This window comes from Perlucidibaca sp., assembly GCF_057084925.1.
The window spans coordinates 1-23,474 of the sequence record NZ_JBXMRC010000013.1 but is presented as its reverse complement, the minus strand read 5'-3'; the positions used below and the strand labels follow the sequence as shown (position 1 = coordinate 23,474).

The following is a 23,474-nucleotide window of genomic DNA, read 5'->3' as shown; positions in this document are numbered from 1 at the left end:
AGGGTGATGCGGAGCGAAATGGCCGGTTAAACGGTAGCAGAAATGCATCCTGGCCAGTCTGCCCCAACCACAAAAATTCGAACGACTTCGTCGCTGCCGTGGTAACCAATGAGTGCCTGAGCCTCATCGCCAAGGAAGCCAGTTAGCAACGTCTCTGGCATTAACGTCGGGTGTTGCGATGGCGTGGACAAGTTCGGCGCTAACCAATGCTTTTTTTCGAGCAGGTACCACTGGTAGGGATGTTTTTCAGCGTAGCACTGAAAGTCCGCGACGCTAAACCATTGCGCTTGGTGAGGATGGGTGACTAATGCCTGTGGTTGAAACAAGCGTCCTTTTAGCCAAGCCCAAGGACGAGGCGGCTTTTCATGACTCAGCCCTTCAGCGTCCAGCCAGGCTTTGCCCGGCGGTGTGCTTAGCAGAGGCAGCTGTTTGTTGCTAAGGTGTGAGAGTTTGCGCGCCAAGCTATCGCTTCGGTTTGGGCCAAACCAGCGTAACTCGGGGCTGCTGCTCGTGTACGTCCCTAAGTAGAATTTCAATGCCAGTTCTATGTGGCAAAGTTGGCCAGTGGCGCGCTCGCGCACTAAAAAATCTAACTCACCCAGGGTGATGCCATTTTCCCGAAGCGCAACATGCTCGGCGACCGGTTCAAACTCGTGATTGTCTGGGTCGGATAACCAGAAATGCAGTAAATCTTCGGCATAGCGTCCCAAACGCAAGTCACGGGCCTGGCTCAATACGGCTTCAAGACGCTGGGGGGCGGCATCCAGTTGCCGTAACCAGGGCTCATGGCGGGCATACAGCGCGAGGTAGTCCTCGGCGCTGGGCCAATAGGCGTGTGGATCTTGAGCGTGTTCAGGGCTAATGAGTGGCGCGCTAGCAATCAACCACACTAAGTCACGGACAGCAGGGTGCTGATAGCTGCGCCAAGGCATTAGTGTCTATTTTTCCAATATTCAGTGGCTAGGCTTAAAGCATGCTGCTGGCTGTCGGCTCGTTGTAAGACGCGTAACGCCAAAGCCAAGGTACCAATCACCGCCATTTCCCCATACTCATGCTCCGCCTCGCCACGCCACACGGCGAGGAAGTGATTCAGATCAAAGGCCTCTTCGGGGCTATGGCGTAAGGGAAATAAGGCTGGCCATTCTTCTTCGGTAAGCACGCCGTCCACAATTTGTTTGGCTAAGCAAAGGCCATCGGGGTTGCGTTCAATTTCACCGCCCTCGCCCTTGATGACGCAGCTATTGCGATAGCCCAGTTGTTCCGCCGCATGCTGGTGAGATTCGCGGTAGGCCGGGTGAAAAATGGCCTGCATGACATACGGCGCATCTACCGGGTTAAGCAGGCGCGATAGCGTATGAACGGGCGAGCGCAGGCCCAGCACATTGCGTAATTGAATGATCTCTCCCAGCGGCGGGCAGACGGCATCCAAACTGAGGTAAGCAAATTGATGTGCATCCAATGCGGCGTTCACGTCAGACCACTGAGTGCACACGGGTAAATCCAGCGTGGGCAATACCGCTTCGGTATAGAGCCGGTTCATGGTGTGGCCGCTAGCACCGTGCATAAAGATTCGAACGCCGTTGGCGGCCAGCACTTTAACGGCCAACAGAAACCAAGGGTAATGCTTGCGTTTGCCGGCGTAGGAAGACCAGTCTAAATCGACCTGAATCGCAGGTTGGTTAGCTTTAGCTAGTGCCTGATCCCGTTGTTTTTGCAGGCCTGCGCGTGCCGCCATGACAAAGCCGGCCAGTTCTTCTGGGCTCTCTTCTTTCACCCGTAAAAGCATGAGAAAAGCGCCGAGCTGCACAGGCTCTACATCACCCGCCACGATCATAGCCATGGCGTCGCGTGCTTCCTCCAACGTCAGTGAGCGACTGGAGGTTTTGCCTTTGCCCAGAATGCGGACGTATTGCGCAAACGGGTGTTCGGCGGTTTTGTAGAGATTTTTCATGACCATGAGCTAAATTCTTATCGATGGCTTTAAAAGCAGTTGGGCGGTTTTGGCAGTCCCGCACAGAGGGCGACTAAGCGCATGGGGTAGTTCGGAAAGTGCAGCATTAATGTAGCGCTTTGGCCGTAGGGCTCGCCCAGGCTAAGTCCCAGGTGTTTGACGAATGCACGTGTTGTCGGCATGCGCTCATAGCGTTGGTAGAAGTCGCGCGCGGCCATCACGATGCGCTGTTGCTCATCACTTAAGCCCTGCGCTGAGCAGAGACTTAAACAGAGACCGATAGCGTCAGCGAGGGCGGGCGACCATTGTGTGAGGTCGCGCAGAAAACCTTCGTCATCGAACTGCGCTTGCGAAAACGTTACCGGTAATTGGCGGCTATCCCAAAAGGCTTGGGTCATGACCAACTTAAGCTCTTAGCGTGCTGACAAACCAAGGCGACCCATTCCGTGTCGGAAACCCGTGTAATGTTCGTTGGCCAGTGCTTGCTTAATCCGCGCGCTAGCACGGCGTCATCTAAAGCGAGGCAGCGAATACCGGTGCCTACCCGCTGCAAGAAATGTTGCATCGGACTTTGAGGGCTCACCGCTAGTGCCACACTGGCCCCCGCTAATAAAATTGCATCGCCAGGACTAAAAAGACGCTCAAGGGCTTTCGGCCAGGTGGCGCCATAAAGAATGTGTAGGGTCGTCATGCGCGAATTACCTGGTCATGAACGGCGACCAGAGCCGCCATTTCCTGACTGTCTAGCGCCATCACTGGCAGGGCTAAGTCCAAGGTTTTAAGGCCCAGTTGACCTAGGGCGTTAAGGTCAACATAGACGCGCTCGATATCAAATAAGGGCAGGGCATTGAGTTGCCGGCTGAGGCTGCGGCGGCCGAGCAGCTCAGACGACTGATCTGGCAGTAATTGCAAAATGCCGGCATCTTGAAACAACAGCGAGACCTCGGCACCAAAGGTGGCGGCGACTAGCATGGCATCCAGTAATTCTTGGGCATGCTGGTGGGCGTAGGGGTCGCTGGCGGCAATGATGAGCAGGCGCATGTCTTAAGCCGGAAAGTGAATGAGACGATCGGCGCTGAGCTGGGCTTCTGCCAGCTGGCCCAAACCGCTAATGATGAAACCGGGCGCCACACTGAGCGCTGACTTCTCCCAGCGCTGAGCGTTATCGGCATCGAGTATGCCGTGACGCAGTGCTGCGGTAACGCAGAGCACCAACTCGCCATTTTGTGCGGTAGCACCGGGTAAGGCGTGTACCTGCTTCTGCAACAGCTGCCAACGCTCGGTCAATGACACTTCATCGCGCCCTGAGACAGCCAGCGCTTGGCCATGCTGTACGCCAGCGCCGGCAAAGAAGATGCGTCCTAAGCTATGACCCGCCTGCACAGCGGCGTGGGCAAACTGCCAGGCGCGGAAGGCAGTTTCTTGTTCGGGCGCAGCAGTAATGTAGAGGCTTAGGCGCATAGCAGGGCTGACGAAATTGGAATCAATAAGCGTTGAGGATAACCGAAAGTGCGGCTGTACGAGCTGCCAACTTCGGGTCGCGTGTTATCTTGCGCGCAGTGTAATGAGGGTATGAGCAAATGGAAGTGATGAGTGCGTTAATTCCGGTATTGGCGGCTGTGTTTGCCGCGTTAGTAACCTATGTCTTGCTGGCCGCGCGACTGCGTCGACAAGAGACCGATGTAGTGACCGCTGAAACGCGAATTCGGGCTGAAAGCCAAGCCGACGTTGCACGATTAGAAGAGCGCATTGCTGGGTTAAGCCACGGCAAGATGATTAAGGATGAGGAGCTGCAATCCTTGCGTGCTGCTTTAGGCGAGGCGCGTGAACGCTTGGCCGCGTTGACCCGTGAGTTGCAGAGTGAGCGCGAGCAGTCCAGCGAAAAGCTCGCGCTACTGCAAGATGCGCGTGGCCAGCTCACACAACAGTTCCAGGTGCTCGCACAAGAAATACTCGAAGAAAAATCCAAGCGTTTTAGCGAGCAAAACCAGTCGGCTCTGGGGCAGTTACTTGAGCCATTGAAATCTCGCTTACAGGAGTTTCAGGGCAAGGTGGAAACGGCCTATGTCAGCGAGAGCAAGGATCGCTCTGCGTTAGCTGAGCAGGTAAAGCAGCTCATGGGCTTGAACCAACAGCTCAATCAGCGTGCCAGTGATTTAACCCGTGCCTTAACCAGCCAGAATAAGTCGCAAGGTAATTGGGGCGAGCTGGTGCTTGAGCGTGTGCTTGAAGCTTCAGGCTTGCGTAAGGGTCAGGAATATGAGGTTCAGGAAAGTCATACGCGTGAGGATGGCACTCGGGCTCAGCCTGATGTGGTGATTCATTTGCCTGAAGGTAAGCACCTTATCATCGACGCAAAAATGTCCCTCAATGCCTACTTAGACTATGCCAATAGTGATGATGAAACGGTGCGCGAAGCATCGGTGAAGCGCCATTTGGACTCGGTGCGCACGCACATCAAAGGCTTATCAGATAAAAACTACCAAGAGCTCTACGGCCTAAAATCTTTAGACTTTGTACTGATGTTTATTCCGGTAGAGCCTGCCTTTATGTTGGCAACCAGCCACGATGCCGAACTTTGGCAAGATGCTTGGAGGCGCAATGTATTACTCGTTAGTCCAAGCACGCTGTTGTTTGTGGTGCGCACGGTGGCGCATTTGTGGCGACAGGAACAGCAGACGCGGAACGCAAAGGATATTGCCCAGCGCGGGGCCGAGCTCTACGACAAGTTTGTGGGCTTTGTTGAAGGTTTAGAGCTGGTCGGTACGCGCCTGAATCAAGCGCAAAAGGCTTTTGATGACACGCATAAAAAGCTCAGCAGTGGCCGCGGTAGCTTGGTTCGCCAAGCGGAAATGTTGCGTGAGCTTGGTGTGAAGCCCACGAAGCGATTAGGCGAAGGCCTGTTGGATAATGCGCTCGAGAGCTCGGATTAATGCCTGCTGCTCAACGCACGCCTTTATTGGTGTTTCTGCTCGGTAGCCTGACCGCGTTTGCCCCCATGTCTATCGACATGTACTTGCCGGCATTACCGGCAATGCAACTCGCGCTGGCGACGAATGCCAGTCAGATGCAGCTGACCTTGGCGGCATTTTTTGCGGCGTTTGCCGTGGGTCAGTTGTTTTATGGGCCATTAGCGGATCGCTTCGGACGTAAGCCGCCCCTGTATGCCAGCCTAAGTCTTTTTATTTTGGCTTCACTGGGCTGCGCCTTAGCCACGTCGGTCGAAGCACTGATTGCCCTTCGGTTCTTACAAGCCTTTGGTGCCTGTGCGGGTGTTGTCATTGCGCGGGCTATTGTGAGAGATAGTTTCGATAGTGCCGAAGCGGCGCGGATGTATGCCGCCATGATGTTGGTCATGGGTGTTGCACCCATGGTAGCCCCCATCTTGGGTGGCCAGTTGCTGCAATATTGGGGCTGGCAGTCGATTTTTCTCGCGTTGGTGGTCTATGGCAGCATGTGTCTCTGGGCACTGCACAACTATTTGCCAGAAACCTTAGACGATGCCTATCGCCGCCCTTTGGTATTTTCCACCACCGTCCGCGCCTATGGCGATTTACTGATGCAGCATCGTTTTCGGGGCTTTGCTATTACCAGTAGTGTCAGCATGGCGGGGTTGTACGCGTTTATTGCGGTCTCACCTTTTGTCTTTATTGAGCACTTTCAAGTCTCACCCTCACAATTTGGATGGATATTCGGTGGCAATGCCTTTTGGCTGATTCTGGCCTCGCAATTTAATGGTCGCCTCGTGCGTCGTTTTAAGCCTTTGCCGTTACTAAAGGCCAGCCTGCTTGTGCAGGTAGGCGCGGGCGTTATGTTGCTCGCGGTGGGTTGGACCGGTGTTGGCGGCCTCTGGTTGCTGCTGCCGCCGTTGTTTCTTTACACAGGGTGTTTGGGCTTTATTTTGCCTAATGCCACCATTCTGGCCATGGAGCCCTATAAATCACATGCCGGTACCGCATCGGCGTTATACGGCACTATCGGTTCAATCTCTGGTGCGATTGCTGCGAGCACGGTGAGTGTATTGCAAGGTCAGGATGCCAAAATCCTATGCACAGTGATGGCGATTTGTACGATGCTTGCTTGTCTGCGTAGTCGATTTCTGCGGGATTAAAGTGGCTGCAAATGATCTGAGATCGTGCCTTGCTTGAGTAGGTGTTGAAAGCTGCCACTGATGTCTTCACTGACAGTGAGCGCGGCCTGCCACGCTGCTAAACGCTGCCTATCGCGGCCATGATAAATCGTAAAGTCCTTTCGGCAGGGAATCTTACCGCCAGGCAATTTAGCCACTACCTCCGGTGAGGGTGACAACACCAGCATGCTCTCATGGTGCGCGGGCTGTCTTCGTTTCAGGTGCTTATCAAACCAGCCGCTTACAATGCGTTGTTCGTAATGCGGGATAAACAAGATGCCAGCCGTGGGCTGGATATTTTGCAGTGGAAGATCCATGTGGTAATCCAGCATGCCGCCATCGATATGAGCACCTTCTGGCGAGTTTGGAATATCCCTCACGGTCTCCATCACTAAGGGGATGCTGCCACTGGCCAGCGTTACGGTAGCGAGATTTTCTGGTGTAAGCGCATGGTAATGCGTCCGAAAGCTATCTTTCGCGAGCACGCTAGGCGCTTCGGTTTGGTTCTGAAAAATGCAGCGCTCAAAGCGTCGGGCAAGATGCTGCCGCGAGCGTAAATTGCTGCCAAAAGCCAGTGCGAACCCCAGCGCTTGCCACGCCGGTTGTTTAGCGGCGGCTAAGCCCAGGCAGCGAGTCGTCAATAAATTCAGTTGCAACCACGGGTGCTGCAAAATTGTAGGGATGTGCTCTTTTTGCAGAACGGCATGAAGAATATGGCAGACTTCGCGCGTAATTTCGGGAGCGGTGGGCTTGCTTGCATAGTGTTGCTGGCAATACGCGTCATAAAGTCGTTCGGCTGCCGCAGCCGGGTCGGGATGAGCGCCCGCTAATAGCCGGAATGCGCCAATCGAGGAGCCAAAAGCCGGGAGAGCCGATTCTCGTTGCGGTAGCCATTCGCCAAACAAAAACCGATCCAAATGACTTTGGATGATGAACTTGGGGCCACCCGCAGGCGCACCCAATGCAGCCAAACTATTGACGTTAAAGCCAAGATTTTGGATTTGCGTTCGAGCAGCGGACCCGGCCCGAAGGACAAACGGTAACGTGTGCAATGAATTCATAGCTCAGAGGTTACCGTATTCATGCTGAGTGAGATTAGTTGAGCGTAGCAATGGCCGCCGCGTAGTTGGGTTCGTCACCGATTTCGGCGACTAACTCGCTGTGCAGCACGTGATTGTTAGCGTCTAAGACCACCACTGCACGTGCGGCTAAACCACGCAGTGGGCCTGTTGCGATGGCGATGCCATAGTCCTTCAAGAACTCAGGGTGACGGAAGCTAGAAAGATTAACGACCTTGTCCAAACCTTCGGAACCGCAGAAACGTGCCTGCGCGAAAGGTAGGTCTGCTGAAATACACAGCACAACGGTATTACTCAGTGAATTTAGTTCGGCGTTGAATTTGCGCACTGACACAGCGCAGGTCGGTGTATCTACGCTAGGGAAAATATTCAGCACTTTGCGCTGATCAGCAAAGCTGGCGAGGGTGACATCTTCCAGTTTGCCATTCACCAGGGTAAAAGCGGGTGCTGCTTGCCCAGTTTGGGGCAAGGTGCCATCGAGCGTGACGGGGTTGCCGTGTAGTGTGACTGTTGCCATGTGCTTAACTCCAATGCGTTTTAAAAATTACATTGGAGTTAAGCAGATTTGGCGCGTGATAGGGAGAGTGCAAAACGGCAATTTTAGAATACGGCCACCTCCTATGAGTTCGCTCGCGGATGAATTCGATCGATGGAGAGTGTGAAAACCTCTATTTAGGAGTTGGCGGGATGGGGTTCTGCATAGGGGCGTGTGAGCAAGGCCCAGGCGCCGTGAAGCAACATGCCTATGGTTATCGTACTGGCGAATATGACCATAATGATCTCCGGTTGAGGATAGATAGGAATCTGTTCAACTCAGCTTGGCTGTCTCAAGCCACATTTCAATAGTGGCGGATGCCAGCTTTTTCGCCAGTAATCTTTCGTGCTAACGACGAAAGACGCAAAGGTACTGAAACTCAACGCGGAACTTAGATTTTTGTTTCAGACGAAGTAAAAATCAGGTTTTACATAGCACGTTGCGTTATTTAGCGCGGTGGAGCTTAGTGATCTAAGTATGTAAGCAAGGTTTGATTTGCTGCAGAAGTTTTTGAATTTATTGTAATTTGTTGGCGGAGGCGGTGAGATTCGAACTCACGATGCCTTTCGGCACGCCGGTTTTCAAGACCGGTGCATTCAACCACTCTGCCACGCCTCCGAACCGGCGAGCAGGATACCGAAGCTATGGTTTGGGTCAAGCAACTTCGTCATTTTTTGAGGATTTTTGCTCGCCCCCACGGCGATGGTGTAGGTAACGTCTTCTCGCAATTCGCAGTAAGTTGATGCTGACCCACGCGCTAATGGCAGCTAAAGGCCAAGCGATCCAAGTCGGACGCCAAAATCCAATGATGGCAATTCCAAGTCCGAATAGCGCCAACAGCATGAGTGCGGTTGCATCCGCAGGGCCTAGTCGGCGAGATTCACGTACAGCCATTGCCATGGCGCGGGAGACGCGAATGGTTGAGACTGCGGATTGTTGATGCTGCATCTGCCGACGCTGCTTGCGCCGAGGCTGGGCTAGGCGAACCGTTTGGTCAGGGCGCAGCACAATCTCTGTGGCCGACTCGAGGTCAGTTAAGAATTGCGCCATCATTTGTGCGCCAAAGTCCGGGCATTCAATTGCCACATCTAGCTCATAGTTTCCCAGCCAAGATGCCGGATTAAGATTACTCGAGCCCACGCGGGACCAGTGCCCATCAATGACGGCTGTCTTGGCATGGAGCATGGCACCATTCCATTCGTAAACGCGAACACCGGCTTCCAATAGCGCGCGATAACCACTGCGGGCCAGTAGGCCAAGCCAAGGCAGGTCTGTGCTGCCCGGCACCAGTAAGCGCACATCAACGCCGGCTTGAGCGGCTCGCCGGAGGCCATCTAAGTAGGCCGGTGTGCCTATCGGGTAGGCATCAGTCAGCCACAGTTGCTGTTTCGCCTGACTGATCATCAGCTGATCCAAGCGAAATAGGGGGCTGCTTTGTGGCTGGCCTACAATCAGTCTAACCCGTGAGTCGGTGACGCGAGGTTGGGCGAGGTTTACGTTTGAAACCACACTCCAGGCAGCGCCTCCAGCCATTTGCCACGTCTGAGCAAATGCCATTTCGGCTTCTGCAGAGATAACACCGTTAATTAGAACCCCGGTGTCTCGCCAGGGTTGTGTGGTTGTATTGGCAATGCCTGTCACTTGGCCTCGCCAGCGCGCGCTATGGCACCAGCCAGTGATTAGGCTGAATTGACTGTCTACCACCAGCAGTTTGCGATGATTCCGAATGATCCAGGCTAGTGGTTCACCAAGGCCGGGAACATTAAACCGGCGGCATTCACCCCCAGCATCAATCAACTCTTGTCGCCAGCGACGACTTAAGCCCCAGCTGCCCAGCCAGTCGCACAGAACAGCTACTTTGACGCCACGCTTTGCGGCACCACACAGTGCCAACAGCAACTGCTGACCCCAGTCATCATCGGCAATGAGGTAGTTCTCTAGGGCAATTTGGTATTGGGCGTTATTAATGAGCCTAAGGGTAGTCTGCTCATGCTCGGGGCTATCTCGCAGCAGGGTTATGGCGTTGCCTGCGCTGCTGGCTCTCCCCACCAGCCGAGTCAGCAGGTGATCGAGAAGCTCACGTTCTGACGTCGGCTGGGGTAGCATATTTAACGTTCGCTAACGTTAGCGGGTCGTGCTTTGGCCGCTGAGTTTATGGAGCCAGCGGTCTTCAGTGTGGGCAGCGTCGGCAGATTGCGAACAGGCGGCAGGGTATCTAGCAAAATCTCGGCGGCTTCCATCGTTAAAGCCGCTTCTTCCGAGCGCTCAAAGTTGGGGTCTGAGTTAGGATTTAACTTTTCCTGTTGCGCCTCAAAGTCCTCCCACGACTTAAAGGCACTTAAGCCTTTAGCCGTGCGACGACGATTTTCAATAGCTAAACGTCGTGAGTCGAGTTGTTGCTTTTCTAGGCGCCGTGTTTTTTCGTTCAATGACTGGGTCTTAATGCCATTGAGCTCCGCAATTAGCTTCTGCTCATCGAGCAGATAGCGGAAGTCTGGATTGCGAGCTTGTCGTTGCGCAGAGGTACTGCGTAGGCTGGTCATGCGCCAGTTGCCCTGGCCTTGGCGTTGGTAGCGCGCTGGAGGAATGGTGTCCCATGGAAGGGCGCGAGGCAGCACAGACTCACCAATTTCGCTGGCCATGGATAATTCAGGGAAGACAATATCAGGCACGACGCCTTTATTTTGTGTGCTGGCCCCAGAGATACGGTAAAACTTGGCCTCGGTAATTTTGAGTTGCCCTGAGCCCAGTTCCCGCAGCGATTGCACGGTGCCTTTACCGAAGGTCGTGCCGCCCACGACCAAGCCGCGACCGTAATCCTGAATGGCACCGGCAAAAATTTCGGACGCTGATGCTGATAATCGGTTGGTCATCACGACGAGCGGGCCTGAGTAAGCCACTTCGGGATTGCCATCGCCCAAGACTTCAACTTTGCCACGGGCATCACGGACTTGGACGGTCGGTCCTGTGCTAATGAACTCACCAATGAGGTCATTCACTTCAGACAGTGAGCCGCCGCCATTATTGCGTAAATCCAGAATAATGCCTTGGATGCGTTCCTGCTTAAGTTCGGTTAACAGGCGATGCACATCACGCGTGGTGCTACGGTAGTTCGGATCGCCCGCTTGCATGCCTTGGAAGTCGGCATAAAACGTCGGCAGTTTTATGACACCGATTCGACGAACGACGCCATCACGTTTGATATCAATAATTTTTTTCGTGGCTGCCTGGTCTTCCAGCGCAACCGTATTTCGCACCAAGCTGATTTCTTTGCTATTGGCGGTGTCCGTCGAGCCAGCGGGCAGCACCTGTAATCTTACGGTCGTGCCCTTGGCACCGCGAATCAGTTGCACGACTTCATCTATGCGCCAGCCCACCACATCAACAAACTCTTTGTCGCCTTCTGCCACCGCGATTAAGCGATCGTTCGGCTTGAGCTGTCGTGATTTATCGGCCGGCCCACCAGGCACTAAACGAACCACCTTGGTGTACTCGTCATCGGTTTGAAGAACGGCGCCAATACCTTCGAGCTGCAGGCTCATGTTGATATTGAAGTTCTCTGAACTTCGCGGTGAGAAGTACTCGGTATGCGGATCATAGGTTTCAGTAAATGCATTCATATAGGTTTGGAATGCATCTTCTTTTTTGGTTTGAGCAACGGCGCTTAATTGCGATTTATAGCGTCGTTTGAGGGTGCTCAAAATGTCTTCATTGCTTTTACCCGCCAATTTTAAACTGAGCGCGGCTGACTTAATGCGCAGTCGCCAGAGCTGATCCAGCTCCGCCGTTGATTTGACCCAGGCCGCATTTTTGCGATCAATGACTAAAGTTTCATTGCCCGAGAAATCTAGGAGTTTCTTATTGTTATCCAGCTCGCTCAGAACAAATTGAAGGCGCTCGCGCTGGCGATTTTGAAAACGATTGTAGATCGTGAACCCGGGAGTGAGCACACCTGTTTTCAGGTGATCGTCCATCTGGAGTTGCCAGCGCGTAAAGCCCTCGATATCTGAGGCAAGAAAAAACAAGCGCTGACCATCCAGGTCGCTCAGATAGCGATTCCAAATCACTAGAGATAAGGCATCGTCGAGCGGGGGGCGCGTGTAATGCAAGACGGAGAGTTGCCTTGCCACTGTTCTGGCGACTTTACTTTGTTGCTCCGTTGGGACAAGTTCTGCCGCCGCTAAGGGCAGAGCCAGAGAAAATACGGTTGTTAGCAGAAGTCCACGGGTGAAAAACGACGATCTAAGCATGGCGATCTTTGTATTCCTTGGCACCGCATCTGGGGTGCAATCTTGCTCGATAATAACACTGCCTTAGCGTTCAGGGCGCGATTCAGGCTTTGACAATTATGTTCATGAGCGGCTTACTTCTCACTCTTCATTTGATGTTTTTGCTAGGAGATTTTGCATGGTGCGCGGACCGTTGATGGTAGACGTGGGTGGCTTAACCTTAACGGCCGAAGACAAGGAATTGCTGGCACATCCTCAAGTAGGCAGCGTTATTTTGTTTAGTCGAAATGTCGATACGCCCGAACAGATTCTGGCGCTGACAACGGCCATGCGCGCCGTGCGTCCAGAGCTTTGGATTGCGGTCGATCAAGAGGGTGGGCGAGTGCAGCGGTTTCGTGAAGGATTCACGCGCCTACCCGCCATGCGTTCGTTTGGGCATCAATATGATGTTGACCCTATGGCTGCCCTAGCCGCTGCGCGAAGCTGTGGAGAGCTCATGGCTAAAGAAGTAAAAGCAGTTGGTGTCGACTTTAGTTTTGCTCCCGTGCTGGATCTCGATGTAGGCGTGAGCGGAGTCATTGGTGATCGCGCATTTCATACTGAGCCAGAGTCCGCCACCGCGCTCGTGCGCGCCTTTATGCAAGGCATGAAAGCGGCGGGCATGATGACCATCGGCAAGCATTTCCCCGGACATGGCTCGGTGGCGGCAGACTCTCACTTTGCCTTGCCGGTAGACGATCGTTCGTGGGATGAAATCAATGCGTATGACCTGCAGCCTTTTCGTGCCTTAGCGAAAGAGTTAGACGGCATTATGCCGGCGCACGTGGTCTATCCGCAGGTTGATTCGTTACCTGCCGGTTTCTCTTCCTTCTGGTTAAAAACAGTGTTGCGTGAGCAGTTAGGATTTGCGGGCTTAGTTTTTTCAGATGATCTATGTATGGAAGGAGCGGCGGGTGTCGGGACGATGCGTGAGCGTTACGATTTAGCGCTAGCGGCGGGGTGTGATGTGGTGTTGATCTGTAATAACCGCGAAGCGGCACTCAGCGTATTGAGTTAATTAGGGAGTATGGAGGTCGGCGCTGGCTTCGTCGAGGTTGGAACCGACCTCGCGAATAGCGGTATAGGTATTGTTGCCAATAAAAGGCATAGCAATGACGGCGACCAGTGCAATTAGCCCTGTGATTAGGGCGTATTCAATTATGGTTGCGCCCTGTTCACGTCTGTGTCTGATGAAGTGCAATGCTTTCATTTGGAGCAGCCTCATCTAGCATTTAAGATAAAAAATGGGCCCGGAGGCCCATTTTTATTGCGCATATTAGGTCGGTGTAGCCGACTTCATAGCGCTTCCGATGCCGCTCATGGTCGATTTGACCGATGTGCCGATGAAGCTAAAAGCAGCAATGGCAGCAACAGAAATGAGCGCGGCAATCAAAGCGTACTCAATAACTGTGGCGCCCTTTTCTTTACGGCGCATTTTTGCGACGAGCGCTTGGAATTTTTGCATGTTCTTCTCCAGATAGTTGTCGTCGGTCTGTGCCGGACATTTACAGTTTACGGAAAAACGTCGAATTGGCTAGGGCTGCCGACATGGAATTGTCGTGGCTTTGTAAGTGCATGCAATCGGGTGAGAGTTAAAAGAATGAAGTATTAGCTTTATGTAAAGTTTGCCGGGTGGTTAAGCTCAAGTGTTGATTATGAAAAAAAAGGGCCAGGCGGCCCTTTTTTCAACGCTAGGCTTAGGTCGGTGTTGCCGAAGACATGGCACTACCGATACCGCTCATGGTCGATTTAACTGACGTGCCGATAAAGCTAAACGCGGCAATGGCAGCAACAGAAATCAGTGCGGCAATCAATGCGTATTCAATGACTGTTGCACCTTTTTCACGACCCTGAACCTTTGAAAGTAGTGCGGTTTTAATTTTCATTTTTACCACCTCAAATTAACTTGGATTAGTGTTACAGCCCTAGTGTATGTAATTTCACGCTAGGTGCTACCCACTCGAACTGCATTTTGTCGTTTATTTGTAAGGCCTTGTAGGTGTTTGTTGATTTAGCACTGTTATGTGATGGCTTCCTTGCTAGGATCAATAGTCACTTGGTAAATGTGCAATTGCACCTTTCAACACGGAAGCTAAAGGCATGAACAGTCGGGTTATGATATTGCTCGCGATATTGCTAATTCTGGGGGCCTCTATTGCAGGCTATCTAGGCTATAAAACAACCACTGAGGCCAAAGAGGCCGCCATTCAGGCAGAGCAAAAAGCGATCGCGGCGCAAAAAGTGGCCGAAATTGGTGTGCCCGGCAAAGTCGCTGTGGTGGTCGTTAAGCAGAATGTCCCAGCCTATAAAGTGCTAACAGCAGAAGACCTCGCGCTGGACTATCTGAAAATTGCGCCCCCCAGAACGTATCGCACAATAGAAGAAGTCATCGGTCAGCCGGTTCAGGTAGAACTAGTGGCAGGCGATATTCTGGAGTTAGGTGATTTGCAGCCGGGTAGTGAGGTGGCTAGGCTGTTAAAGCCGGGTGAGCGTGCGGTGGCAATTCCCGTGGATGAAATCATCGGTGGTGGTGGCTTCGTGCAGCCGGGAGATACCGTTGATTTGCTCTTATTTTTACGCGGTGAAAATGGCGCTAAAGATTCTGCGCAAGTCGTGATGCAGTCGCTCCGTGTGCTCGGCTTTGGTGCCGATATTATTAATCCGGATGGTGGCGTAGAGACGCCAGAGCAGAAAGCCGGACGTAAGAGTGAGCGTGCACGTGCCCGCTCAGCTGTGTTGGCCATAGCCGAAAAGGATGTAACACGCATTATGTTGGCTAGCAGCCTAGGCACATTGCGTATGGCCACTCGTCCCGCGGCGGAGTTAGTGGCAGCGAGTGATGCCGCCCAGCCGGGACCCACGAAACCCAATGCCACCCAAGCCGTTACTGAACCGGTCTGTAAGCCACAAAGTAGTGTGCCCACCCCAACTCAACGGCAATTGCTGACATCTGCAGCCCTAAGAGCCGATGGTTCTTCGAGTGTGCCGAGAGCCGCTGCTAAGGCGCCAGAAGCTAAACCAGCAGCTAAGCCAAAGCCCAGTGAGCCAACTATTTTGATTTATCGCGGGTTGGACGCCCAGAGGGTTACACCATGAGTCGTATCGTTTGGTCCAAAGGCCTGGTCATACTGCTTACTTCGATGGCTAGTAGTGTGGCTTTAGCCGCAGCTTGCGAAGATCCGGACTTTGTTTATCCCAAGGTGTTAAGCATTAAGGCCGGCCTGCAGGACACCTTAACTCTGCCCGGTGCCGTCACACGCCTCTCCATAGGTGACCCCGCGACAGCAGACGTGGCATTAACCGATTCTCGAAATCTCTTGGTTCAAGCAAAAAAAGCGGGGGAGACCAGCCTGCTGATTTGGACGCAGTGCGGCAAACAACCTGCTCGCGTCATTATTAATGTTCCTATTGCCATGAGTGCGGCTCAGCAAGTCGCTCAAGCAGCGGCTCCCGAAGCCTTGGCAACACTGCCTTCTCAAGTGCAAGCGGACATTCGATTTGTTGAGCTGAGTCGGTCCCGATTAAGTGAGGTCGGTGCACGCATCGGTGTTAGTGGTGGAAAGGGTCTTATTTCGCCGTCCAATACGATTGGCAGTGCGGTGAGAAACCCTGCGGGCGCGTTTTCGCTGCCAGGCTTTCCGCTCGATTCTGGTGCATTCAATATTTTATGGGGTGGCGGCTCCAGTCGGTTTTTAGCGGCAATTAATTTGCTCGAGCAAACCGGTTATGCCTACACCTTGTCGAGACCTTCCTTGGTGGCCATGAGTGGCCAATCAGCGAACTTCTTGGCGGGCGGGGAGGTTCCTATTCCGGTGCCTCAAGGAACTAATGGCACGGTAGCGATCGAGTACAAAGAGTTTGGTGTGCGACTGAGCCTAACTCCCACGGTGCTGAGTAATCAGCAAATTTTGCTGAAAGTAGCGCCTGAAGTGAGTGACTTAGACTTTAACAATGCGGTGACTTTGCAAGGCTCAGTCATTCCAGCCCTGCGCATCCGCAGAACCGATACCACCATATCGTTAGCGGATGGTGAGAGCTTCATTATCAGTGGCTTGGTGTCACGCAGTACCAATAACAATGCCAGCAAGTTTCCTGGCTTGGGGGACATCCCTATCCTCGGTGCATTTTTCAAATCTAATCGATTTGAAAGCGAAGATAGAGAGTTGCTAATGATCGTAACACCGCGTCTAGTCAGGCCTATTTCGGTGAAAGCGGAATTGCCGGAATTGCCGGGTGACGGCTTAAGAACCTACGACCCGAATGCTGGGCGCTTATTTTTTAAGGGCTCGGAATCCCCTTATCGCCGCGCACCCATTGGCTTTTCACGGTAATTTATGATGAATAACTCTTTGCCATCGGTTGTGATTGTTACTCAGGATCGAGACCAATTTACGTGGCTGCAGTCGGCGCTGGAGAGCAATGCCGATGTGGTGATGTCGCAGCAGCGTGATCTTAATGATGTGCTTCAGTTAATTAATATGGCCACGGCTTCCATCATTTTCGTGCCCGTTCGCCGAGATGCTTGGATTGAGGATGTGCAGTTTATTGAGGGCTTGGTGGCAGCTAGTCCGACGCTTGCTTGCGTCGCGGTATCGGAAGTGTTGGACCAAGATCGACTCTTGGGCGCGATGCGCGCCGGGGCAAAAGATTTCGTGACCTTTGCCACTCGCCCGAGTGAGTTGGCCGGCTTGGTTCGTCGCTTAGGTGAGCGTGTTCCAGAGGTTATCGAAAATCCCATGCGTCAAGGCACGATGGTTGTCATGGCCAGTGAGCGACCTGTGTTGCAGTCAGCCTTTCATGCCCTACATTTGGCCGCTTCGCTGCAAACCCAAAATCCGGATGCGCGGGTGCTCTTAGTGGATGTGGGGCAGCCGTTTGCCGAAGCGCAACTGCTGTTTGGATTGGAAGGCCAGTTCAGCTTCATGGATACCTTAAGGAATTTACGCCGTCTCGACCAAACACTCGTAGATACCGCCTTTCCGCGCCATAAGTCCGGCGTACGGGTGTTGTCTGCACCCCGAGAAGGCATGGATATGGATGAGGTCACAACGTCCGAAATGTTTCTGCTGGTGGGCACGCTCCGTAGTCTCTTTACTCATGTGGTGGTCAACATCTGTGGCCTCCCCACGGTGGATATGACCGAGCTACTTATTGGCAATGCCAACCACATTATTTTTGTTGTGGATCAGTCCATTACCAGTTGCCGTGCTGGGCTGGACTTCCAGTCCAACTTGAAGCAACTCGGCGTGCCCATTGCGGATGCCCTGCTGTTGGTCGATCACTACTTACCCAAGATTTCTCCGGACGCTAAAGCCATTGCGCGATCGTTTGCCATTGAGCGTCATGTGGAGTTGCCAGCCGCAGCTGAAGTACGTTTGCGGGCGATGAACATCGGCCAATTGGTGTTTGAGTTGGCGCCTCAAGATCCGTTGGCGAAGCGATATCGCGATTTGGCCGACATGATTTATGTGCCGGCCATTGCTAAGGCACGGGCTAAACAAGCCGGCAGTTCGGGTGGCTTCCTCGACAAGCTTAAATCCAGTTTGAAGGGTAACTGACATGGCCGGCTATATTCCCGGCGGGCGGATGTCGCCAAAGAAAATTGAGCAAGATATTGCTCAGATCAAATTTCGCTTTCATCGCTATTTGATCGAGCGGGTCGACGATGACCACTTCAATATTCTGGAAAACACGCGCCAAGCGATCATGGACTATGTCCAGATTAAGCTCACGGTGTATGTGAATGACAACGCGCTACCCTTGTCGCGATACGAAGCCGATCGTTTAGCCGAAGAGTTAGTTGATGAGCTGGTGGGTTTCGGCCCTTTAGAGTCGCTGCTGAAGGATTCCTCGGTCACAGAAATCATGGTCAATGGCGCCCAGCGTATTTTCTACGAGCGTGACGGGGTTATTCAACGCAGCGATTTGCGCTTTGTGGATGACAATCATGTCTCGCGCGTGATTCAGCGAATTCTTGCGCCTATAGGCCGTCGCCTTGACGAATCTAGCCCGATGGTGGATGCGCGCATGCCGGATGGCAGCCGTGTAAACGCCATTATTCCTCCCATTGCCTTAGACGGCCCGAGTATTTCCATTCGTAAATTTCGCCGCGACTTATTGCGTGCGAACGACTTGGTGACCTATCGCTCGGTCAGCGAAGAAATGCTGCAGTTCATCAAGAAAGCGGTGGGTCAGCGCGCCAATATTCTCGTCAGTGGCGGTACCGGTACGGGTAAAACGACGTTTCTCAATGTGCTGTCGAGCTTCATTAATCATCACGAACGTATCGTGACTATTGAAGATACCGCTGAGCTTCAATTAGGCAACGATCATGTGGTGCGTTTGGAGACACGCCCGCCCAATGCCGAAGGCTTTGGCGAGGTGAGTGCCCGTGATTTGATTCGTAACGCGCTGCGTATGCGTCCGGATCGCATCATCGTGGGCGAAGTTCGTAGCTATGAAGTTATGGACATGTTGCAGGCCATGAACACCGGCCATGAAGGCTCCATGTCGACCCTGCATGCCAACAGCGCTGCCGATGCGCTCTTGCGTATGGAGACCTTGGTGGGCTTGTCCGGCCAAAAGATTTCGGAGGCGACGTTGCGCGCCATCATTGTGTCGGCGGTGGATATTGTTGTGCAGCTCACCCGCTTGCCAAATGGCCGTCGCTGCGTGGCAGAGATTACGGAGGTGGTGGATCTTCGTGATGATCAATATGTCACCAATACCTTGTTTAAGCTGGACCGTATATCAGGCAATCATTTAAAGGCCAGCAGCGGGCCAGCTAAACCACGTGTCATTGAGCTCATGAAGCAAGCCGAGGCTAAGCACTAATGCTCTTTTTTGTGTACCTGCTGGCGGCCATGCTGATGGGTCTAGGCTCGCTTTATCTGATTTGGTTAGGCCAGAAGCAGGCGCAAGAAGAGGCCGTGTCTAAGCGATTAGCGCTTATTGGTGTGCAGGCCTTGGAGTTTCCCAAAAAGAACTGGCTCACCATTCAGCTTGAACGTGCGGGTATTACCTTACCTGAAACTCAGCGACGCATGATTGGTTTAGCGTTAACGTTGATTTTATTGCTCGTCACGATTCAATTTGGCTTTGCTCTAGCGCTGCTTTTGGCTTTTGGTTTAATGGTTTTTGCGTACACGGCCATCGGCAGTATTTATCAACGCCGTATGAACCTCATTGTTTCGCAATTACCGCGTTTGCTAGATCAAGTGGTTCGTTTGATGCGTACCGGCAAAACCTTGGCGGATAGCTTCTTTATTGCCACTCGAGATGCCGATGAGCCGCTGAAAACGGTGATGCTGAAATTACAGCGCAATATTCAATTAGGTATGACGATCCCCGAAGCGTTTATTGATTTGTCGGAAGTCTATGTGCTGAAGGAGTTGCAAGTGCTGGCGTTGGGCGTGAACGTCAACTCTCGCTTTGGCGGTAGTTTGATTGACCTGCTCAATAACATCATTACCTTGATCCAGCAGCGCGAACAACTGAATCGACAGCTGCGTGCTTTTACCGGAGAGACGCGTTCAAGCGCGGTGGTTTTGTCGGCCCTACCTATCATGGTGGGTTCTTTCATGATTTTGAGTAACCCGGACTACATATACCAAATGATCGATGACCCCACGGGTAAATGGGTCATGGTGACAGCAGCGATTATGCAGATTTCGGGTATGGCCGTGATCTGGAAAATGCTGAGGAGCATCTGATGGCCGGACTCTTAGGCACCCTCTTTTTTTGCGTCGTTTTGCTCGCGATCGGCATGGCTATTTGGATTTTCACGCGGATTGCCGGCGAGCGTCGTCTCGTTGAGCGGCGCATGACGGTGCGCGGTAATGCACGCGAAGATGCGCGCTTGCTCAGCATGCGATTTGCCGACTTGTTTGATGACCAAGAACGCATTCGCAAGCACATCGAGAAAGACAGCGAGCTCGTCTTAGCCATGTGGCGCGCGGGTTACCGCTCCGCTGCCCAACGCGCCACGCTCTATGGTGTGCAAGTTATTTTGCCGCTTGCTGCATTAGCGCTGACGGGACTTTGGATTCTGATCAACGGCTACAGCCAAAACGGTCTGTTGTTAGGCGTTGTCATTGTCATAGTTTGTGTGCTGCTGCCTAAACGTGTCATCAATGGCATCGCCAAGGATCGCTTAAAGCGTATTGATGATGAACTCTCCCTCTTCGTGCAAATGCTGCGCATCCTATTTGATGCCGGCCTTGCCGTTGAGCAAGCGTTACGCGTCATGGCGAATGAAGCCAAGTTAGTCCTACCAGAATTAGTGAAAGAGCTGGAGCCCGTATTGCGGCGCGCTGAGCAGGGTCTGGACCTGGAAAATGAGCTGGGCAGTTCGGCTGCCGCGCTAGATCACGCTAACTTCACTGACGTTACCGTCATCATTCGGCAAATGCTGAAGCAGGGGGGGAGTGCCCGAGCCTCCCTGACAAAATTGATTGAAGTCATGGAAAGCCGGCGACTGACCGATATGCAGGAGAAGGTCAGTAAGTTGACGGCACGTATGACGGTGGTCATGGTGGTTTTCTTTTTCCCCGCACTGGTCATTTTGTTGGCCGGCCCTGGCTTTATTTCTATTGGCGATGCCATGGGTGATATGTGATGACGCGCTTTCAGTCAACTGGACTCTGGACGGGCTTAGGTGTCCTACTGATACTCGTATCAGGCTGTGCGACATCGAAAGGCACGGTTAGGCAGATCCCGAGTGCAGCGGTGGTGGGTGTCCCTATTGAGTCGAGAGCCACAAGCAGTGTTGATGAAGCTCCAGAAATCATAGCGCCTGTAAAGCTCCAAGAGCCTGCGATTCGAGTCAATTGCCGAGCAACACTGAGCAAAGACGATGAGCTGGTAAAGGCACTAGTAGAGCAGCGCGTTCGCGATGGCAACTATTACGCAGCCCTGGCTCAAATTCAGTCACTGCCCTCTGAAGTCGCTGCGGTTGCTGCCCTGCGCGCCGATATCCTGCGCCAGTTACAGTCACCACAGGCCGAGGCTTGGTATGTGGCTTTGCAGGGTAGCTGCTTGGCTGGTCGGGCAGAGCATGGCTTGGGCTTATTAGCGGCTCAACGAAATGATTACACACAGGCGCTCAAGCGACTGATTAGTGCTTCACGTTTACTTCCTGCGGATAGTCGAGTTCGTAACGATTTAGGCTTTTTGTACCTGCATCTCAACATGGATGCCCCCGCTGAATTTGAACTACGGACAGCGTATGAGTTAGCGCCAGAGGACAAGGTGTCTGGGTTTAATTTGGCGTTGCTGGCACTGCTTCGTCAAGATGAAGGCGCATGGGCTTATTGGTCAGACCGCGTCAGCTTGACGACATCTGACCGGGAAGAGCTTTTACACAGCTGTCAGTATTTAATGCGCAAACGGAGCCGCTCACAAAGTTCCGTTTCCTGCCCCATGAGTCCGCGCACGGCATTACCTAATGCAGCTCAAATGCCCGCCATGCCAAAGGGTAAATAATCGTGGATGTTATGCGTACGTGACGATTTGTGGCTGTTTTGCAGCAGGTGATCAGTCAACTTGTTACGCGGCGTATGATGTTTAAATCTGATGGGAGAGAAGTAATGCGAAATATAGCGCCGATTAAATGCTTATTAGCTCTGACCCTATTCGCAAGTGCTTCCGCAGCTGTAGCGCAGGAAGAGTTGCCCATGGCAGGCGAGCAAACCAGCCTGTGGCTGAGTATGCAGCGGGAGGGTGAGCAAGCCTCGAGCAATCCGCAGGCAGCCTCTGCTGTTCAGCGGGAGAAGGCGGCTGAGCGCTTTCTCAAAACCTACGATTACGCCATCAAAGAGAGCTTTTATGGTGACGGCTTTGGTGCCGGGAAATAGCCTGAGAATAAACGCATGACACCACAACGCTTATTAATGCGTAAAAACAACCTCATGCTGTCACGACATAGCCAGCAAGGCGCTGTGTTAATTATGACAGCAGGTTTTATGTTGCTGGCGGTGTTGTGCTTGGCGCTCGTGGTGGATACGGGTCGGTTGTATGTTGAAAAACGGAAACTCCAGCGTGTTGCCGATATGGCGGCTATTGAGGCGATGGCGCGAAATGGAGCCTGTAATACGGGTACTGCTCTGACCTTCGCGACGCAAAGCGCTGCGCGTAATGACTTTATCGTGGGCGGCACCAATACATTGACGTTGACCTGTGGGCAGGTGAGTACCGTTGGCGGTTTAAGAACGGTAGCGGCCACACCCTTTGGTGGTGTCGATAATGCAATTCAAATAGTCGCTGCCCGCCAGGTTGCCGCCAGCATGATAGCTGGCGGCATTTTCGGTGGAAAAATATCGCTGTCGGCGGCCGCTGTTGCTACCAAGGGCGTGCCACTAGCTTCTCTGGCGTTGCGAACCACGGTAGCAACGGTAGACTCCACCAGAGGTGCGCTGCTTAACTCCGTCATGGGCGGCTTACTCGGCGGTGCTGTTAACGTTTCAGCGCTCGGGTGGAATGGACTCATTGGCACACAACTCAGCCTCTTCGACTTTTTAAATCAGCTCAAAGTGGATTTGGGTTTGTCGGCCGGTGGGTATACCGAGGTTCTTTCACAAAACCTCACGGTGGGCCAAATTATTGATGCCACATCTACGGTATTGGGGCGCGATGGCAATACCGCTGCCTCCACGTTAACGGCTTTATCCGCACTGAAAGTAGGGGCGTTGGTTAACCCTGTTACGGTCCAGCTGGCTAATATTATTAAGCTACAGACGGCCACCTCCTACGCGGGGGCCGACCTGGGCGTCAATGTATTCGATTTAATTCAGGGCAGTGTGCAGTTAGCGAACGGCACGAATGCTTTGGTAGCCGATGTGCCTATTACCTTGCCTGGCTTTGCGGGCACCAATATCAGTACCCGGGTCATGGAAGCGCCGCAGCTATCCTCGGTGGGTAACCCGGCGTTGGCTAAAGCCGACCCGTTGGGGTTGAACAAAATCTATGTCCGGTCCGCTCAAATTCGCTCGCTGGTCTCGGTAGATTTACCTGCTGTGTCTGGCTTGAGCTCCGTTGTCACCGCACTGTCTGCTGCTTTGTCGCCGGTAACTACATTGTTAACGAGCTCGTTCAGCATTAGTGGCTTGGTGACAAACTTACTTTGCGGTTTAGTTGGTACCTGTGAAGGTAAAGAAACCCTGATTAAGGTTCTGCCTTCAGCCCGAGTGGATGTGAATTTAGATGTGGGCGGCGGTGAATCCTATGTCAGTGATTACAGTTGTAGCGGCGCCAATAAAACCCTAACAGCACCCAGTAAAACCTCTGCAGCCTGGTTGCGTATTGGTCAAATGGGCACCTCTGCTGCTAACGCCAAGACCAATGTATTTAGTTCTGCGAACGCGCCGGTGGTAGATCCGGTGCCGGTCTTACAAGTTGGCTTTGTTGAAGTAAGACAAACCTGTGCGCTATTTATTATTTGTGGCTCCAAAGTCTATAAGTCCAATGCCAATACATGGACAGAGTCAAACCGTAACAACGCTAAATTTACGGTGAA

At 52.9% G+C, this 23,474-nt stretch carries 25 protein-coding genes and 1 tRNA gene; 12 read left to right on the top strand and 14 right to left on the bottom strand.

What is annotated here, in order from left to right; translation table 11 throughout:
• Positions 1–26: 26 nt before the first annotated feature.
• The 6 genes from AC14IB_RS04160 to tusD are packed head-to-tail and all read right to left on the bottom strand — an operon-like array spanning position 27 to position 3,412.
• Positions 27–932 carry a DUF1853 family protein gene (locus tag AC14IB_RS04160; RefSeq protein ID WP_484230697.1) on the bottom strand — a complete coding sequence of 302 codons (906 nt, stop codon included), beginning with the start codon at positions 930–932 and terminating at the stop codon, positions 27–29.
• Positions 932–1,957, bottom strand: a complete 1,026-nt coding sequence (locus AC14IB_RS04155; protein ID WP_484230696.1) for a glycosyl transferase family protein — start codon at positions 1,955–1,957, stop codon at positions 932–934. Before AC14IB_RS04155 ends, AC14IB_RS04160 begins: the two co-directional genes overlap by 1 nt.
• A 23-nt stretch (positions 1,958–1,980) precedes the next feature.
• Positions 1,981–2,349, bottom strand: coding sequence for a TusE/DsrC/DsvC family sulfur relay protein (locus tag AC14IB_RS04150; RefSeq protein ID WP_484230695.1), 369 nt, complete (start codon positions 2,347–2,349; stop codon positions 1,981–1,983).
• A complete protein-coding gene (locus AC14IB_RS04145; RefSeq protein ID WP_484230694.1) occupies positions 2,346–2,642 on the bottom strand; it encodes a DsrH/TusB family sulfur relay protein in 297 nt (98 codons plus the stop codon). Before AC14IB_RS04145 ends, AC14IB_RS04150 begins: the two co-directional genes overlap by 4 nt.
• Positions 2,639–2,992, bottom strand: a complete 354-nt coding sequence (gene tusC / locus AC14IB_RS04140; protein WP_484230693.1) for a sulfurtransferase complex subunit TusC — start codon at positions 2,990–2,992, stop codon at positions 2,639–2,641. Before tusC ends, AC14IB_RS04145 begins: the two co-directional genes overlap by 4 nt.
• 3 nt (positions 2,993–2,995) lie before the next feature.
• A complete protein-coding gene (tusD, locus tag AC14IB_RS04135; protein WP_068859591.1) occupies positions 2,996–3,412 on the bottom strand; it encodes a sulfurtransferase complex subunit TusD in 417 nt (138 codons plus the stop codon).
• A gap of 128 nt (positions 3,413–3,540) precedes the next feature.
• Between tusD and AC14IB_RS04130 the strand changes: the two genes are divergently transcribed.
• On the top strand, positions 3,541–4,884 hold the full coding sequence (locus AC14IB_RS04130; protein ID WP_484230795.1) for a DNA recombination protein RmuC: 1,344 nt from the start codon (positions 3,541–3,543) through the stop codon (positions 4,882–4,884).
• A complete protein-coding gene (locus tag AC14IB_RS04125; RefSeq protein WP_484230692.1) occupies positions 4,884–6,062 on the top strand; it encodes a Bcr/CflA family multidrug efflux MFS transporter in 1,179 nt (392 codons plus the stop codon). Before AC14IB_RS04130 ends, AC14IB_RS04125 begins: the two co-directional genes overlap by 1 nt.
• Here the strand turns inward: AC14IB_RS04125 and AC14IB_RS04120 are convergent.
• From AC14IB_RS04120 to AC14IB_RS04100, 5 genes are all read right to left on the bottom strand, one after another.
• Entirely contained in the window at positions 6,059–7,141 is a 1,083-nt protein-coding gene (locus AC14IB_RS04120) for a hypothetical protein (protein WP_484230691.1), read from the bottom strand. The two genes, AC14IB_RS04125 and AC14IB_RS04120, sit on opposite strands and share 4 nt — an antisense overlap.
• A 34-nt stretch (positions 7,142–7,175) precedes the next feature.
• Positions 7,176–7,676, bottom strand: coding sequence for a thiol peroxidase (gene tpx / locus AC14IB_RS04115; protein WP_484230690.1), 501 nt, complete (start codon positions 7,674–7,676; stop codon positions 7,176–7,178).
• Positions 7,677–8,224: 548 nt separating this feature from the next.
• Positions 8,225–8,312, bottom strand: a tRNA-Ser gene (locus tag AC14IB_RS04110).
• Between the two features lie 36 nt (positions 8,313–8,348).
• Positions 8,349–9,800 carry a phospholipase D-like domain-containing protein gene (locus tag AC14IB_RS04105; protein WP_484230689.1) on the bottom strand — a complete coding sequence of 484 codons (1,452 nt, stop codon included), beginning with the start codon at positions 9,798–9,800 and terminating at the stop codon, positions 8,349–8,351.
• Positions 9,801–9,802: 2 nt separating this feature from the next.
• Positions 9,803–11,944, bottom strand: coding sequence for a carboxy terminal-processing peptidase (locus AC14IB_RS04100; RefSeq protein WP_484230688.1), 2,142 nt, complete (start codon positions 11,942–11,944; stop codon positions 9,803–9,805).
• Positions 11,945–12,101: 157 nt separating this feature from the next.
• Between AC14IB_RS04100 and nagZ the strand changes: the two genes are divergently transcribed.
• Positions 12,102–12,980 carry a beta-N-acetylhexosaminidase gene (gene nagZ, locus AC14IB_RS04095; protein ID WP_484230687.1) on the top strand — a complete coding sequence of 293 codons (879 nt, stop codon included), beginning with the start codon at positions 12,102–12,104 and terminating at the stop codon, positions 12,978–12,980.
• Here nagZ and AC14IB_RS04090 read toward each other — a convergent pair whose 3' ends face one another.
• The 3 genes from AC14IB_RS04090 to AC14IB_RS04080 all read right to left on the bottom strand — a co-directional run bounded on the left by AC14IB_RS04090 (position 12,981) and on the right by AC14IB_RS04080 (position 13,848).
• Complete coding sequence (locus AC14IB_RS04090; protein ID WP_484230686.1) at positions 12,981–13,172, bottom strand: Flp family type IVb pilin; 192 nt, start codon at positions 13,170–13,172, stop codon at positions 12,981–12,983.
• Positions 13,173–13,238: 66 nt separating this feature from the next.
• Positions 13,239–13,427, bottom strand: a complete 189-nt coding sequence (locus AC14IB_RS04085; protein ID WP_068859573.1) for a Flp family type IVb pilin — start codon at positions 13,425–13,427, stop codon at positions 13,239–13,241.
• Between the two features lie 232 nt (positions 13,428–13,659).
• Positions 13,660–13,848: a Flp family type IVb pilin gene (locus tag AC14IB_RS04080; protein ID WP_068859571.1), complete on the bottom strand. Its 189-nt coding sequence runs from the start codon at positions 13,846–13,848 to the stop codon at positions 13,660–13,662.
• A gap of 214 nt (positions 13,849–14,062) precedes the next feature.
• Here AC14IB_RS04080 and cpaB point away from each other — a divergent pair, with 214 nt between their 5' ends.
• The 9 genes from cpaB to AC14IB_RS04035 all read left to right on the top strand — a co-directional run.
• Entirely contained in the window at positions 14,063–15,058 is a 996-nt protein-coding gene (gene cpaB, locus AC14IB_RS04075; RefSeq protein WP_484230685.1) for a Flp pilus assembly protein CpaB, read from the top strand.
• A complete protein-coding gene (locus AC14IB_RS04070; RefSeq protein WP_484230684.1) occupies positions 15,055–16,293 on the top strand; it encodes a type II and III secretion system protein family protein in 1,239 nt (412 codons plus the stop codon). Before cpaB ends, AC14IB_RS04070 begins: the two co-directional genes overlap by 4 nt.
• A 6-nt stretch (positions 16,294–16,299) precedes the next feature.
• Positions 16,300–17,520 (top strand): CpaE/TadZ family protein, encoded by a 1,221-nt coding sequence (locus AC14IB_RS04065; RefSeq protein WP_484230683.1) that lies wholly within the window; start codon positions 16,300–16,302, stop codon positions 17,518–17,520.
• A gap of 1 nt (position 17,521) precedes the next feature.
• The gene (locus AC14IB_RS04060; protein WP_484230682.1) at positions 17,522–18,796 is read left to right on the top strand and encodes a TadA family conjugal transfer-associated ATPase; all 1,275 of its coding nucleotides are present in this window, start codon (positions 17,522–17,524) and stop codon (positions 18,794–18,796) included.
• Entirely contained in the window at positions 18,796–19,674 is an 879-nt protein-coding gene (locus AC14IB_RS04055) for a type II secretion system F family protein (RefSeq protein WP_068859563.1), read from the top strand. The genes AC14IB_RS04060 and AC14IB_RS04055 overlap by 1 nt, the downstream gene beginning before the upstream one ends.
• The gene (locus AC14IB_RS04050) at positions 19,674–20,579 is read left to right on the top strand and encodes a type II secretion system F family protein (protein WP_484230681.1); all 906 of its coding nucleotides are present in this window, start codon (positions 19,674–19,676) and stop codon (positions 20,577–20,579) included. The genes AC14IB_RS04055 and AC14IB_RS04050 overlap by 1 nt, the downstream gene beginning before the upstream one ends.
• On the top strand, positions 20,579–21,445 hold the full coding sequence (locus tag AC14IB_RS04045) for a tetratricopeptide repeat protein (RefSeq protein ID WP_484230680.1): 867 nt from the start codon (positions 20,579–20,581) through the stop codon (positions 21,443–21,445). The genes AC14IB_RS04050 and AC14IB_RS04045 overlap by 1 nt, the downstream gene beginning before the upstream one ends.
• A 191-nt stretch (positions 21,446–21,636) precedes the next feature.
• Positions 21,637–21,816 carry a DUF3613 domain-containing protein gene (locus tag AC14IB_RS04040; protein ID WP_157686364.1) on the top strand — a complete coding sequence of 60 codons (180 nt, stop codon included), beginning with the start codon at positions 21,637–21,639 and terminating at the stop codon, positions 21,814–21,816.
• A gap of 15 nt (positions 21,817–21,831) precedes the next feature.
• Positions 21,832–23,474, top strand: a 1,643-nt coding sequence (locus AC14IB_RS04035; RefSeq protein ID WP_484230679.1) for a pilus assembly protein TadG-related protein, incomplete at its 3' end; no start/stop codon positions are given.

Coding starts and splice junctions, on each gene's coding strand:
- AC14IB_RS04160 (WP_484230697.1), bottom strand. CDS start 932: ATGCCTTGGCGCAGCTATCAGCACCCTGCTGTCCGTGACTTAGTGTGG.
- AC14IB_RS04085 (WP_068859573.1), bottom strand. CDS start 13,427: ATGCAAAAATTCCAAGCGCTCGTCGCAAAAATGCGCCGTAAAGAAAAG.
- AC14IB_RS04040 (WP_157686364.1), top strand. CDS start 21,637: ATGGCAGGCGAGCAAACCAGCCTGTGGCTGAGTATGCAGCGGGAGGGT.
- AC14IB_RS04070 (WP_484230684.1), top strand. CDS start 15,055: ATGAGTCGTATCGTTTGGTCCAAAGGCCTGGTCATACTGCTTACTTCG.
- AC14IB_RS04155 (WP_484230696.1), bottom strand. CDS start 1,957: ATGGTCATGAAAAATCTCTACAAAACCGCCGAACACCCGTTTGCGCAA.
- AC14IB_RS04045 (WP_484230680.1), top strand. CDS start 20,579: ATGACGCGCTTTCAGTCAACTGGACTCTGGACGGGCTTAGGTGTCCTA.
- tusC (WP_484230693.1), bottom strand. CDS start 2,992: ATGCGCCTGCTCATCATTGCCGCCAGCGACCCCTACGCCCACCAGCAT.
- AC14IB_RS04150 (WP_484230695.1), bottom strand. CDS start 2,349: ATGACCCAAGCCTTTTGGGATAGCCGCCAATTACCGGTAACGTTTTCG.
- AC14IB_RS04120 (WP_484230691.1), bottom strand. CDS start 7,141: ATGAATTCATTGCACACGTTACCGTTTGTCCTTCGGGCCGGGTCCGCT.
- AC14IB_RS04125 (WP_484230692.1), top strand. CDS start 4,884: ATGCCTGCTGCTCAACGCACGCCTTTATTGGTGTTTCTGCTCGGTAGC.
- AC14IB_RS04080 (WP_068859571.1), bottom strand. CDS start 13,848: ATGAAAATTAAAACCGCACTACTTTCAAAGGTTCAGGGTCGTGAAAAA.
- AC14IB_RS04065 (WP_484230683.1), top strand. CDS start 16,300: ATGAATAACTCTTTGCCATCGGTTGTGATTGTTACTCAGGATCGAGAC.
- tusD (WP_068859591.1), bottom strand. CDS start 3,412: ATGCGCCTAAGCCTCTACATTACTGCTGCGCCCGAACAAGAAACTGCC.
- AC14IB_RS04145 (WP_484230694.1), bottom strand. CDS start 2,642: ATGACGACCCTACACATTCTTTATGGCGCCACCTGGCCGAAAGCCCTT.
- cpaB (WP_484230685.1), top strand. CDS start 14,063: ATGAACAGTCGGGTTATGATATTGCTCGCGATATTGCTAATTCTGGGG.
- AC14IB_RS04060 (WP_484230682.1), top strand. CDS start 17,522: ATGGCCGGCTATATTCCCGGCGGGCGGATGTCGCCAAAGAAAATTGAG.
- nagZ (WP_484230687.1), top strand. CDS start 12,102: ATGGTGCGCGGACCGTTGATGGTAGACGTGGGTGGCTTAACCTTAACG.
- tpx (WP_484230690.1), bottom strand. CDS start 7,676: ATGGCAACAGTCACACTACACGGCAACCCCGTCACGCTCGATGGCACC.
- AC14IB_RS04090 (WP_484230686.1), bottom strand. CDS start 13,172: ATGAAAGCATTGCACTTCATCAGACACAGACGTGAACAGGGCGCAACC.
- AC14IB_RS04130 (WP_484230795.1), top strand. CDS start 3,541: ATGAGTGCGTTAATTCCGGTATTGGCGGCTGTGTTTGCCGCGTTAGTA.
- AC14IB_RS04050 (WP_484230681.1), top strand. CDS start 19,674: ATGGCCGGACTCTTAGGCACCCTCTTTTTTTGCGTCGTTTTGCTCGCG.
- AC14IB_RS04055 (WP_068859563.1), top strand. CDS start 18,796: ATGCTCTTTTTTGTGTACCTGCTGGCGGCCATGCTGATGGGTCTAGGC.
- AC14IB_RS04105 (WP_484230689.1), bottom strand. CDS start 9,800: ATGCTACCCCAGCCGACGTCAGAACGTGAGCTTCTCGATCACCTGCTG.
- AC14IB_RS04100 (WP_484230688.1), bottom strand. CDS start 11,944: ATGCTTAGATCGTCGTTTTTCACCCGTGGACTTCTGCTAACAACCGTA.